The 13536-nt window shown below is 34.0% G+C and carries 10 protein-coding genes; 1 reads left to right on the forward strand and 9 read right to left on the reverse strand.

Annotated elements, in window-relative coordinates; translation table 11 throughout:
• Window positions 1-302 precede the first annotated feature (302 nt).
• The gene (locus E0D87_RS03145; protein WP_130819301.1) at window positions 303-2483 is read right to left on the reverse strand and encodes an ABC transporter substrate-binding protein; all 2181 of its coding nucleotides are present in this window, start codon (window positions 2481-2483) and stop codon (window positions 303-305) included.
• A gap of 323 nt (window positions 2484-2806) precedes the next feature.
• Window positions 2807-4594, reverse strand: coding sequence for a peptidoglycan amidohydrolase family protein (locus E0D87_RS03150; protein WP_130819302.1), 1788 nt, complete (start codon window positions 4592-4594; stop codon window positions 2807-2809).
• A 237-nt stretch (window positions 4595-4831) separates the two neighbouring features.
• On the opposite strand from E0D87_RS03150, the gene E0D87_RS03155 reads away from it, so the two are divergent.
• Entirely contained in the window at window positions 4832-5767 is a 936-nt protein-coding gene (locus tag E0D87_RS03155; RefSeq protein ID WP_004835058.1) for a hypothetical protein, read from the forward strand.
• 109 nt (window positions 5768-5876) lie between these two features.
• Here the strand turns inward: E0D87_RS03155 and E0D87_RS03160 are convergent, their stop codons facing one another.
• From E0D87_RS03160 to gyrB, 7 genes are all read right to left on the reverse strand, one after another.
• Window positions 5877-6182 carry a cupin domain-containing protein gene (locus E0D87_RS03160; RefSeq protein ID WP_130819303.1) on the reverse strand — a complete coding sequence of 102 codons (306 nt, stop codon included), beginning with the start codon at window positions 6180-6182 and terminating at the stop codon, window positions 5877-5879.
• A gap of 198 nt (window positions 6183-6380) precedes the next feature.
• Window positions 6381-7685, reverse strand: a complete 1305-nt coding sequence (locus E0D87_RS03165) for a DUF438 domain-containing protein (RefSeq protein ID WP_130819304.1) — start codon at window positions 7683-7685, stop codon at window positions 6381-6383.
• 94 nt (window positions 7686-7779) lie between these two features.
• Window positions 7780-8547: a SigB/SigF/SigG family RNA polymerase sigma factor gene (locus E0D87_RS03170; protein ID WP_130819305.1), complete on the reverse strand. Its 768-nt coding sequence runs from the start codon at window positions 8545-8547 to the stop codon at window positions 7780-7782.
• On the reverse strand, window positions 8547-8882 hold the full coding sequence (locus tag E0D87_RS03175; protein WP_130819306.1) for an ATP-binding protein: 336 nt from the start codon (window positions 8880-8882) through the stop codon (window positions 8547-8549). The genes E0D87_RS03170 and E0D87_RS03175 overlap by 1 nt, the downstream gene beginning before the upstream one ends.
• 1 nt (window position 8883) lies before the next feature.
• Window positions 8884-9189, reverse strand: a complete 306-nt coding sequence (locus tag E0D87_RS03180; protein ID WP_130819307.1) for an STAS domain-containing protein — start codon at window positions 9187-9189, stop codon at window positions 8884-8886.
• Window positions 9182-11626, reverse strand: a complete 2445-nt coding sequence (gene gyrA, locus E0D87_RS03185; protein ID WP_130819308.1) for a DNA gyrase subunit A — start codon at window positions 11624-11626, stop codon at window positions 9182-9184. The genes E0D87_RS03180 and gyrA overlap by 8 nt, the downstream gene beginning before the upstream one ends.
• An 8-nt stretch (window positions 11627-11634) precedes the next feature.
• Window positions 11635-13536 carry a DNA topoisomerase (ATP-hydrolyzing) subunit B gene (gyrB, locus tag E0D87_RS03190; protein ID WP_130819309.1) on the reverse strand — a complete coding sequence of 634 codons (1902 nt, stop codon included), beginning with the start codon at window positions 13534-13536 and terminating at the stop codon, window positions 11635-11637.

Raw genomic sequence — 13536 nt, forward strand, 5'->3', positions numbered from 1 at the left:
GAGATTAATTATCTAACTAAAGTTTATTGATAAATATGTATTTATAAAGTATAGAATGAAAATCTCAACATATAATTTTTATTAGTTACATATTATAATATTAATGGCTTTTTGTCAACCATTACCCTCATACAAATACTAAAATTTAGGTTATGTAAAGGTTATTTTTTATTCGGAATTTCCAGAATATTTATACATCAATATTCAAAAAATACTCATTTTTTATCTATGTTTTAACTAAAATTTCAATATTTTTATATCAAGAAAAAAGGCTCACTCTCGTGAGCCAATTTTTAACTTACTTATTTTTCTAAAGTAATAGCGTTAATTTGGTATTCTGATGGCCATACTGGTGTATTTATATCAAAACCTTTAACTCTCTTTGTATAACCTGTGTGATATTGGTTAGCATATAGTGGAATTTCTGGTAGATAATCATTGTACCAAAGTTCGAATTCTTCCCAATTATCTAGGTATTCTTCTTTCTTGTCTGGAGCTGTTCTACGTAGCTTAACTGTGATTTCATCTGCCTTAGGATCATTTGTCCTTGTCTTGTTGTCAGATCCTTCAGAGTGATATTGATACCATGGATCAAATGGTGTACCAAAGCCTGTTCCCATGTTGAAGGCTGTATATTCTGGATCTTCTTCTGGGAATGTGTAGTAGTTTAGAAGTGTTGAGAATGAACCTGCTGTTACGTTATATTCCATACCAACTTGTTTAGCGTTGTTTGGAACTTGGTTAGAAATTAATGTTGTAATTGGAGATTCATCAGAACCGTATTGGTTTACTACAAGTTTCTTGCCATTTTCATCGTATCTATAGTAGTCAAATCCATCTGGGTTAGATGAGAACATTTCATCAGCTTTAGCCTTATCCCATGGAGTTGTACCATCAGATTCAAATTTGAATGGAGTTTTATCTAATAGTTCGTTAGCTTGCTCAAGGTTCATTTGATAGTTAACTAGCTTACCTTCTAGGTCTGCTCCTCTTTCTTTGTACATCCATTGGCTTGTACCATACATACCGTTTGTTACAACACCGTAACCACCAGCATATGATTGAACGAAGCTGTTTCTGTCCATCAAGTGAGCTATAGCTTGTCTAACTTCTTTATATTTTGTTGTTCCTCTATCTGTTAAGAAGGTCACGTTTCCATAACCATTTCTTTCATAAGTGTTAAATCCACCTATTGTTCCCTTATCAGCAGCTTCTCTTATTCTATCTATTGCACCACCGTCAGCTTCTTCTTCCCAAATGTCGATATCGCCGTTTTCTAGTAAGTCTACTGCGATCTTTTGGTTTACTACTTGAAGGATAACATGTGGAATTGTAGCTTTTTCGCCTTTGAAGTTTCCAGCATAGTTTTCATTTAAGCTTAATTTAACCATGTTATTTGAGTAAGAATCAAACTTATAAGGACCTGATACTACTGATGGGTTAACTCTGTATTCGTTAACTTCTTTAAGCATAGCTTCGTCGATTAATTGTTGAGTTGGATCTACATCTCCTTCTTTACGAGCTTCAAGATCTGCAATTGCTGCTTCATTTTCTTTTTTAGTTTCTTCGTATTCAGCCTTATCTTCTTCTGTTGCATCAGCTTCTGGAGCTGGATAGTTTTCTTCAAAATCTGCTTTTTGTTTTTCAATTTGTTTATCAAGACCTTCAGTATAAGCTTTTTTATCTTCTTCTGTTGGAGTGTATCCGTCTTTTGCAACTAGCTTGTTACCTTCTTTTGATACAGCCAAGTTTTCACTTAGGGCATGCATTGGAAGTGGAGCTTGGGCAAGAAGCGATGCTTCTTCATAATATGGAAGGAATGATGCGTCAATTGTTACTTTAAATGTTAAATCATCAACCTTTTCAAGTCCTTCAAATACATCAGATTCACCTTTCTTGTAAGCCTCGTATCCTTTAGCAGAATCATGACCTATAGTTGTTGATCCTGTAAGCTTTGAGTATTCTGGGTGAGTGTGTAGGAGTGATCCGAATAAATAGTCATCTGCTGTTACAGGTTCACCATCAGACCATTTTAGACCGTCTTTTAGTTTGAAAGTAACTGTTTTTGATCCATCTGCATTTTCTTCAGATTTTGGATCTTCTGCAAGGATAGTTTTGTTATTTACCCACTCGCCGCCTTCATCCTGAACTACAGTTTGGTAACCGTTGTTTCCTTCGATACCCATGTATCTTCTTACCTTAACGTCTCCTGCGTTGTTAGTCCATCCACCTAGGAAGTCACCATTTAGCTCGCCAAGACCTACTACTAGAGTATCATCAGCTGTTTGTGATTCGAAATCTTCTGCAGATTGGTCTTCACCTTCTGTGCCTTCTGCTGCTTCGCCTTCTGTTTTATCTTCAGTTTTTGTATCAGCGTCTTTGTTATCAGTTTTGTTGTCTTTATTTTCTCCACCACCACAAGCAACTAGTGTACTTGCAAGACCTAGAGCCATTAATGAAGAAAAAACTCTTTTCATTTTCATTGGTTTTCCCCCTAAAAAATTAAGTAACTTTTATTTTTATATATTTTAACTCAATAAATTAGTTTTGTCAAGACTCATAAGTTATTTTATACACCGTTAAGAATTTTTATTCTTTAAATTGTCTTGTTATAGCTATTGGGCTTGACCTCTTGAAATAAGATACAGGTAATTTAAGCGTGATAAAGCAGTAATAAGCTAAAAAGACAATTTAAGGAAACCTTTGCATATTTAATCATTTTATTTGTTTTTTAACCCATATTTTTATTTTTTATGTTATATAATATAAAAAAAGAACCTAGCTAAGGCTAAGTTCCATTGATTACTTATTTTCTATTTTCATATAAATAACTGTTGCTTGCACCAACTAATCTATAGTATCTAACTGGAAGTCCTCTTCCATCTCCCATTCTTCCTTTTCTAGGTGTGATAGATACTCCATCAGCGCTGTAATTCATGTGAATTATGGTGTCATTTTTTCTATTTAAGATAAAACCTGTATGACCATCTGCTCCTAGAGATCCTCCTGGATATCCTGCAACAAAGATATCTCCATATCTAATCTCAGATTCATCTATTTCATACATTACCTTACCCTTTGCACCCATTTGAAATAGGGTTTCAGTGCTTCCTGGCCATGTTCCTTTATCTAAGAAACCACCATACATCAAGGCTCTAAACACAGCAGAAGAACAATCTGCATACTCATCAGATACTCTCTCTTTCCAGTGCATGCTATAGTTTAGCCCTGCTCTTCTTGCAGCAAACATCCATTCTATAGTTTTGTCTATACTCTTATCTCCCTTGATATTGTTATCAACCGGAGTTGCAACTCCTCTATGATCTACTCTATACTCAACTCCACCTTGAGTTACAGTTGTATTTCTTTTTATTCCATTTGAGTCAAAATAATAGTTTGTTCCGTTTATATTCCATACACCTTCTTGAATATATCCATTTTCGTTGGTGTGGTAGCTCCTGTTTTCGTAAGTAACCCATTCGTTTTTAGGGCTAGTTGCTACTCCTCTGTAGTCACTTTTTAGGAATTTCCCTCTATATTTGATGATGTTGTTAGTTGTAAGTTTTCCATTATCTGCAAATATGTAGGTATAATTGTCTATATTTCTAACACCTGTTACAAGTTTCCCATCATTTCCTGTTCTATAAGTTGTTCCATCTATAGCAAACCAGAAATTGGATGGATTTGTAATTCTTCCCTTGCTATCTGTTAGGTAGAATTTATTTTCCTTGATTTCTTTCTTGTTAGTTTGAAGAATTCCTCTATCGTCAAATCTATAGTAGGAGCCGTCTATTTGTCTTAGTCCCTTGTAGAAGTTACCATTTGCATCAGTTCTATATCTGTTGTTTTGGATATTTACCCAAGTGTTTACCTTTTTATTTAAGACTCCCTTGCTGTCACTTTCATAATAAGTGTTATCTATAAGGATTTTCTTGTTCTTTTGAAGAACTCCTTTATTGTCAAAATAGTAGTTCTTGCCTTCGATCGTGCTAAATCCTTTTGTGTAGTATCCGTTATTGTTTTTGTAGTAGGTATTTGATCCAGAAGTTTGCCAAGTAAGCTTGTTGTTATTTTCATTAGCTTTCTTTTCATCTTCTCTATTCTTTTTATCTTTTCTGTATTCTCTTACTATAGCATCCAAATCAGAACTATCGTAGTTAACTACAGGCTTGTTTGCGGTAGCTCTTTTTGCTCTTCTTGGGGCAGAATAAAGATTTACAGTTCTTACTTCTTCTATTTCTTTTACAGGCACTTCAGTTTTAACTTCTTCTTTCGCTGGATTTTCTTCTGTATTTTCTATATTTTCTGTATCGCCTGTATTATCTACAGAATTTTCTTCTGCTGGAAGATTTTCATCTTCACTACCGCTCTCATTTTCTAAAGATGTAGATTCTTCCTCATTTTGTAGTTTTCTTTCATCATTTGTCTCTATTGAAGAATCTTCTAAACTTTCTATATCTTTAGAATCACTTGCTTGTTCATTTTTTAAATCAACATTATTTTCTTCGTCTGCATAGGCGTTAGTATTTCCTATAAGTGTTGAAGCTACAAACAAGGTTGATGCGAGCAAGATAGTTTTGTTTACCTTTTTCATCCTTACCTCTTTCAAAAATTAGTTATTTTTAATTACAATTTAATTACAATTTGTCCTGTCTTTAAGTATATCACAAATATTATAGACCATTTACCACAAAATTGCAACAAAAAGGTTACAAATTTCTACCATTTTATGTTTTTTCTAAAACTTTACCAATTATTTAACTATCTTGGTGGATTTTTAATATAAAAAACAAATAAATCGGGTATTATATTATTAAAAATAGGAGGATTTATGAAAAACAAGAAAATACTTTTATCCCTTATATTTGTTCTTGCTCTAAGCTCTTGTGCTAATACTAGCCAAGGTGAAAAAGCGAGTGTATCTGACTCTACTATAGAAGATGCCCTAAACTCAGAAGAAAAAGCTGATAAGGAAAAAAATAATAAAGAAGAAGATACAAAAGATTCCAAAAATAAGGATAAAAAAGAAGATAAAGACAAAAAAGAAGAAGAAAAAATCGACTACGAAAAGTGGAGAGAATACATCACTGGCGTTGGCGAATTTGATGAAGAAGTCCTTGATGAGATAAGTGACGAAGACATCAAAGATTACTATCTTCGTGCCAAGGCCACTTGCGAAAAAACCGGTTATTGGGATGTAAAAGACATAGTATTCCAACAAATAGCCAAAGACTATCCTGACTATTCAAACAAATTCCCATATGACTTCATTGACGATATCTACAACTGGAAAGAAAGTACAGATGAAGTAACTGACAAGTTTGCAGACGAAAGAGTTAGTCTAATTGAACAAGGCTATGGCGAAGATGAAGTTTATGAAATTTCTGATAAGGACTTAGAAAAATCATTCAAAAAAGCCTACAAAGAAAACGAAGAAGGTCTATATTTAGATTATATAAAGGCTGTTGGAAAAGATTTATTCGGCGAAGTTCAAGTCCAAGAAGAAACTTACGAAAATAACAACGAAGATAATCTCCTAGCTCTAGGAGAAAGCCAAGCTGATTATGATGAATTTAGAGCCGCTTTAGTAAATGCCTATGGATTTAGTCAAGAGTCAGTGGATCAAATGTCAAATTACGACCTAGATTTAGCCTACACTAGAGCCCAACAAAGACTAGAAGAAACTGGCTTTGGTGATATTGGACTAATCATAAATGAAATAGCAAAAATGTATCCTGGTTCATCAGATATGTATCCTGGCTACTAAAATGGAAAATACTTGATTTAAAATATGACAGAACCCCTCTATCCAGAATCTGGATGGAGGGGTTTTTTCACGCCAAAATATATAAAAGAATTTAATGTATAAGACTTTTTTATTTATTTTTAATAAAAACACAAAACCATACAGCCTTATCCTGATCAACTACCTTGTGGGATTGACCGTAAGGAATATAGATACAATCCGAGGCTTTCATTTTAATTATCCTATCCTTTGTTTGTATAGATCCTTCGCCTGCCACTAAAATTACCAGTTCATCTTCATCTTGAGTCATATAATCAGTTTCTTGATCTAAAGACATAGTTCTAAGTACTCTCATTTTTTCATCTTCATAGATTATTTCTTCAACTTCTTCATCACTTGAAAACTCTAAGTTTTCCAATAAATTAAAGACTTCCATTTACTTTTCTCCTATCATATTTTCTGATATTTTATATAAATTATATCACAAGGATTTCTTAATATAACAAACATTTTTTTATCTAGCTTTTATCGACTGAAATTCAAAATAAAAATCACCTCTAAGATTTGCTATGCACTAAACTTATGAGGTGATCTTCTGTATATTTATTTTTCTGCAATTTTACAAAAACTAGGTTTATTTTGTAAGGTGATCCTTATAAAAACTTAGGTCTTGGACTGTTTCTAGGACTCCCTTGTAGTTTCCTTCCTTATCTCTTACAGCATAATAGGATATAGCAAAGTCCTTATCTCCTAATTTTTTGACAAGCTTAAAGGAATCTCTCTTATTATTTTTAAAATCTTTTACAAGTCCTCTAACAATTGGCTCTACATGTGGTGGATGACATGTGTAAACTTCTCTTCCTAGGGAGCTTTCTGGTCTTTTGAAGATCTTTGCTCCTTGATTGTAATTGTAGTAGGAGTTGATATCATTTTCATCTACAAAAGTTATTTCCATTTCTATAGTATCTAACAAAGCCTCAAGTTGGTCTAGTCTAAGTTTTCCTTTTTTGAAGTAAACATAGTTTTCCTCTTTTCCCTTAGTATCTTTTATAGATTCTTTTTCCTCAATAACTAAGTTTCCATCATAGTCTTGTAAGTCCTTATACAAGAGGTCTAAGTCCTCCTTGCTTAGATTATCATATACCATAGGATACAAGATGTTATCTTCCTTGTAGGTCATCTCCTCTGCTCTTTTTAATGTTTCTATTAGAAGAGTTTTATTTTTTCCCTTTATGGATTTTTTTAGAGATTTTCCTATTTCAACATCTACTGCCCACATTACATCTGATGGGCCTGGTTTGTTGTATTTTACCTTAAGAATTGGATAGATTAAATCACCCTTTTTCTTATAATGTGGTCCTATTTTTCCTAGATCTTCGCTAAACTCCTCTTCTCTTAGAGATTTTTTTATTATTTCTTTTATCTTAATATTTTCTTCTTCCATGTATCTTAGGAAAGGGTGATCATAGGTTAAGTCATTTTTTTCTTTTTCGGTCATATCATGAAATAAGGCTGAGTGAACATCGCATAGTTTTCTCACTTCTTTTTTGTCTATACCACTTGATAGAAGTTCTTCTTCTGCATCCATTATTTCTGCAGATGATACATTTTCGAAGTTTTTTACAAAATCAGCTCTAACAGACTCTAGACTTTCTCCATCTGTTAGTCTCTTAATATATTCTTTTATCAACTTTTTCCTGTGGATTACATCTTTATCTGTTGATGAATCTATCACTTCATATCCATTATCTTCTAGTTTCTTATCCACATCTTCTATCCCCAGCATTTTTGCGCCTCTTTTTATAGACATTTTCTTAGCCATTGTATTAAACATCAATGGATTTTCTAGGGCATCAAATCCTATATTTATCAAAGTTTGTTTTAAATCTTTATTTTCTGTAACTAGATCGTACACATTTTTATTTATATCAATTTTCATAACTACCTCCGCTATTATCTTTATTATATGACTTTTGATATTAATAATCAGTAACATTTGTTACAGAGTAAAAAAATAGACCTCATTGTGAGATCTATTTCATCTTTTCAAGTTCTAGGGTGAACTTTTGAATTATTTTCTTTTCAATTCTTGATACTGTCATTTGGCTTATATCCAAGGTATTGGCTATATCAACTTGAGTTCTACCTTCGTAGTATCTTAATTCTAGAATTTCTTTTTCTAGGTCGTTTAGTCTTTCTTTTGACTTATCTATCAAGTCTTTTAGCTCAATTGAATCGAAATTCTTATCTTCTTCACCTATCATTTCAGAAAGGTCTATTGCGTTTTCTCCCTTTTGAACTTGATATTTCATATCAAGAGATTGAGGTGCGTATACCTTGCTTGCTTCCATTGTTTCAAGGATTGTTTCCTCATCTTCTCCCAGATAATCAGCAATATCTGTAACTGTCGGTGTTCTTTGCAGCTCCTGAGGTAGGATTTTCTTGGCTGTATTTATTTTTTTGTACAAGTTTTGAATTCTTCTTGGTACTCTTATAACCCAGCCCTTATCCCTAAAATATCTTTTGAGTTCCCCCATGATTGTTGGAGTTGCGAAAGAGGAGAAAGCGTATCCTTTGGTTGGATCAAACCTATCTATAGCATAGATAAGTCCAAGACTTGCTACTTGGTAGAGGTCATCTTTTTCGATTCCCTTGCCTACGTATTTATTTGAAAGAATATCAACTATATACATGTGCTCTTCTATGAGCTCATCTCTTAGTTTTTTATCTCGAGTCTTATAATACTCTTCAAATTTTTCTTGGATTGCCTCTTTTTGCTCTTGTTTGCTTTCCTTAGACATTACTTTGCCCTTATAGTTAAAACTATTTTGTCATCTAAAATAGTTACTTCATCACACAATTCTTCAAGGATTAGATTTCTCATGGCCAAGGCCTTCTTGTCGAGCTCTCTGTCCTTGCCTATGACTTCCACCTGTAAATATTTTTCTTCGGAAGAAAAGTTTACAGTGATTTCTCCATCGCTTAATTTATAGTTTATCGCTTCAGATACAACTACTCTTATATCTTCTACTTCTTCGATATTAAAGCCTAAATCTGATGCAAGGCTTGCTGCAAAAAGCCTTATTGATTTGATATACAGGCTTTTTGCAGGGATTTTCATACTAATATTTTCCATCTTACACCATCTCAAATATATCTGTTAGGTCAGTTATCTTAAAGAGTTTCAAGATATTTTCCTTAGGATTAATTATCTTTACCTTTTGACCATTTTCTTCATACATCTTGTATATTTTCATAAACATACCAAGACCAGTTGAATCAAGATAGTCAAGATCTTTTATGTCTATTACAAGGTCGCTATTCTTATCTTTAAGTTCATCTTCTATAAAATCTCTGAATTCTTCTTCTGAATATACATCTAGATCGCCAGCAAGATTTAGTATTAGGTAATCATCTTTTTTGTCAATATTTGCCTTAAACATCTTCTTCCTCTTCTTCTAATGCGCTATATTTTGTTACTGAAACAATTCTATCGCCATCTTCTGTTAGATTTTTAAGCTTGACACCTACTGTGTTTCTGCCCATTATAGAAATATCTCTTACATTTAATCTAATCATATCTCCTGATAGAGATACCATCATTATATCATTGTCAAGGTCAACTGGGAGTGTATCTACTAGCTTACCAGTTTTATCTGTTACCTTGTGACACTTTACTCCCTTGCCTCCTCTATTTTGGTTTTTGAAGTTGTTAAAGGAAGTTTTCTTACCAAAGCCATTTTCTGTAACAACTAATAGATAGGTTTCATCTCCCTTTATATTCATTGACACTACTTCATCACCCTCGGCAAGTTTTATAGCTCTAACTCCTTGAGCAATCCTACCCATAGAACGAAGGTCTTTAGAGTTAAACTGAATGGTCATACCTTTTTTAGTTGATATGATTAGTTCTTCTTCCTTGTCGATTTGTCTTACAGAAATTAGTTTATCACCATCTTTTAGGGAAATAGCTATTATTCCGTTTTTCCTGATATTGGTGAAGTTTTCTGCGTCAGTTTTTTTGATTGTTCCGTCTTTTGTTTGAAGAACTATCTGACTATCCTCGTTTAGCTCTGATAGGGTCATCATCTCTGTGATTCTCTCACCAGACTCTAAGTTTAGGATATTTATTATAGCAGTTCCTCTTGATTGACGGCTACCTTCTGGTACTTCGTAGGTTTTTAGTGAATATACCTTACCCAAGGATGTAAAGAACAAGAGGTCTTCATGGGTGTTAGTTGTCTTTATCTTTTTGATAAAGTCTCCCTCTTTGGTATTGCCAGCAGCTATACCCTTTCCACCTCTGTTTTGTACCTTGTAGGTATCTATTGGAAGTCTTTTGATATATCCATCATTAGTTAGGGTTAGAAGGACATCTTCTTTTTCGATTAGTTCTTCGATTTCTATTTCTCCCTCATCTGGGATAATTTTACTTCTCCTATCATCAGAGAATTTATCCTTGATTTCTTCCATTTCACTTATAATTAATTTTATCAAATTTTCTTCAGAGTTCAAAATTGAAAGAAGATAAGAAATTGTTTCTTCCAATTCTTTGTTTTCTGCATTTAATTTGTCAATTTCAAGACCTGATAGTCTCTTTAGTTGCATATCTAAGATAGCTTGAGATTGTTTGTCAGTTAAATTAAACTTCTCAAAGAAAATCTTCTTGATCTCGTCATTATCATAAGATGATCTAATTATTCTTATGATCTCATCTATATTGTCTATTGCAATTATGAGACCTTCAACTATATGTTTTCTAGCCTTAGCTTTTGATAAATCAAAGCTTGTTCTTCTAGTTACAACTTCCTTTTGGTGGTCTATATAATATTCTATCAGTTCTTTTAGATTTAATACTTGTGGTATTCCATCTACTAAGGCTAGGTTTATAATACCAAAGGTTGTTTCTAGTTGGGTATATTTGTAGAGGTTATTTAGGACTATATTTGCATTAGAGTCCCTCTTAATCTCTATTACAATTCTCATTCCCTTTCTGTCAGATTCATCTCTTATGTCAGATATTCCATCTATTTTCTTATCTTTTACAAGGTCTGCTATCTTTTCTATTAGTCTTGATTTGTTGACTTGATAAGGGATTTCTGAGACTATAATTCTTTCTCTATTTTTCTTAAATGGTTCTATTTTAGCAACTGCACGAAGCTTTACCTTGCCACGGCCAGTTTGATAAGCATCTTTTATTCCTGATTTTCCTAAAATATAAGCACCTGTTGGGAAATCTGGACCAGGAAGAATTTTGTTTAGTTCTTCTATGGATATTTCTGGATTTTTCATATAGGCTACACAAGCATCTATGGATTCTCCTAAGTTGTGAGGAGCCATATTGGTTGCCATACCTACAGCTATACCGTTAGATCCGTTTACCAAGAGGTTAGGAAATCTTGAAGGAAGAACAATTGGTTCCATTTCTTCTTCATCGAAGTTTGGCATGAAGTCAACTGTATCCTTGTTGATATCTCTTAGCATCTCCTTGGCAATCTTGCTCATCTTAACTTCTGTATAACGCATAGCCGCTGCGTCATCCCCATCTATAGATCCAAAGTTACCTTGACCTTGGGCCAAAGGATATCTGGTTGAGAAATCTTGGGCAAGTCTAACTAGGGCATAGTATATTGCACTATCACCATGAGGGTGATATTTACCCATTACATCTCCGACAACTCTGGCTGATTTTCTAGTTGGTTTATTAGGATCAAGTCCAAGTCCTTCCATTCCGTAAAGGATTCTCCTGTGAACTGGCTTTAGTCCATCTCTTACATCTGGAAGGGCCCTTGATACTATAACACTCATGGAGTACTCAAGATAGGAGTCCTTCATTTTTTCTTCGAGGTCTACATTTATAATATTGTTATCTTCTGTCATTTTGCCTCCTATACGTCAATGTTTGAAACGTACTTGGCGTTTTCTTGGATAAAGTTACGTCTTGGTTCTACCTTTTCACCCATTAAAAGTGAGAAGGTGTCATCTGTGCTTGTTGATTCAAAGTCTTCGTTTACTCTAAGTAAAACCCTGTGGTCAGGATCCATAGTTGTATCCCATAGTTGGTCAGCATTCATCTCACCAAGACCCTTATATCTGTTAATTTTATAGTTTTCTACGTTTAATTCTTTTAAGACCTTATCTCTTTCAGCATCTGTATATACATAGCGTTCATTTCTACCATGACTTATCTTATAAAGTGGTGGTTGAGCTACATAGACATGTCCTTCGTCTATTAGAGGTTTCATGTATCTGTAGAAGAAGGTCAAAAGCAAGGTTCTAATGTGAGCTCCATCGACGTCTGCATCTGTCATGATTATGATCTTGCCGTAACGAAGTTTGGATATATCAAATTCCTTACCTATTCCTGTACCAAAGGCTGTAATCATAGCTTTTATTTCTTCTGAGTTTAGGATTCTATCAAGGTTTGCCTTTTCTACATTCATTATCTTTCCTCTAAGAGGTAGAATAGCTTGAATTCTATTGTCTCTTCCTCCCTTGGCAGATCCTCCCGCAGAATTACCCTCGACTATGAATATTTCGTTTTCCGCAAGGTCTGTTGATTGACAATCTGCAAGTTTTCCTGGAAGAGTAGTTGAATCTAGGATAGATCTTTTTCTAGTTAAGTCTCTCGCTTTTCTAGCAGCTTCTCTTGCTCTTCTTGAGGCTAGAGCTTTTTCTATGATAGACTTGGCAGGTTTTGGATTTTCTTCTAAGAAAGCTTGAAGCCTTTGGCTAACAAAGGTATCTACAGCTCCTCTTACTTCAGAGTTTCCAAGTTTTGCCTTGGTTTGACCTTCAAATTGAGGTTCAGATATTTTAACTGAAATTATAGCTGTGATTCCTTCTCTGATATCCTCACCTTGGAGGTTATCTTCATTTTCTTTTATGAATTTAAAGTTTCTTGCGTAGTCATTTACAGTTCTGGTTAGAGCTGATCTAAAACCTGATAAGTGGGTTCCACCTTCTAGTGTATGGATGTTGTTAGCATAAGTTAAGATATTTTCGCTATAGCCATCTGTATATTGAAAGCTAACTTCTACTTCTATATCTTCTTGCATTCCATCAAAATGAGGAGTTACGTCCATTATAGGTGTTTTATTTCTATTAAGATATTTTACAAATTCGCTAATTCCACCGTCGAATTTGAAACTTTCTGAGAAATCTTCCCTTTGATCCTCAAAGATTATCTCTACGCCCTTGTTTAGAAATGCCATTTCTCTAAATCTATTTTCTAAAGTCTTCCTATCGAAAATAGTTGTATCAAATATTTCTTCATCTGGCTTAAAGGTAATCTTGGTTCCAGTTTCCTTTGTATCACCTATTACTTCAAGTTCGCTTGTGACTTCGCCTCTGGAAAAAGACATCTTGTATATATGGCCATCTCTTTTAACTTCAGCTATTAGGTATTCACTTAGCGCATTAACTACAGAAACACCAACTCCGTGTAGTCCTCCAGAAAATTGGTAGGCCTTATCATCAAACTTACCACCTGCGTGAAGAACTGTAAGAACAGTCTCTAGGGTTGACTTGTGGGTTGTTGGGTGTTCCTTTACTGGAATACCTGATCCATCATCTTCTACTGTTATTATATTATCTTTTGATACTATAACTTTTATGTAATCACAACGACCAGCTAGAGCCTCATCTACGGAGTTGTCTACTACTTCGTATACTAGGTGGTGAAGCCCTCTCTCACTGGTTGATCCTATATACATACCAGGTCTTAGTCTAACTGGCTCAAGCCCCTCTAAGACCCTGATGTTACCAGCATCATAATTATTTTCTTGCAT

Origin of the sequence: Anaerococcus vaginimassiliensis (assembly GCF_900626155.1) — a bacterium.
Taxonomy (GTDB): Bacteria; Bacillota; Clostridia; order Tissierellales; family Peptoniphilaceae; genus Anaerococcus; species Anaerococcus vaginimassiliensis.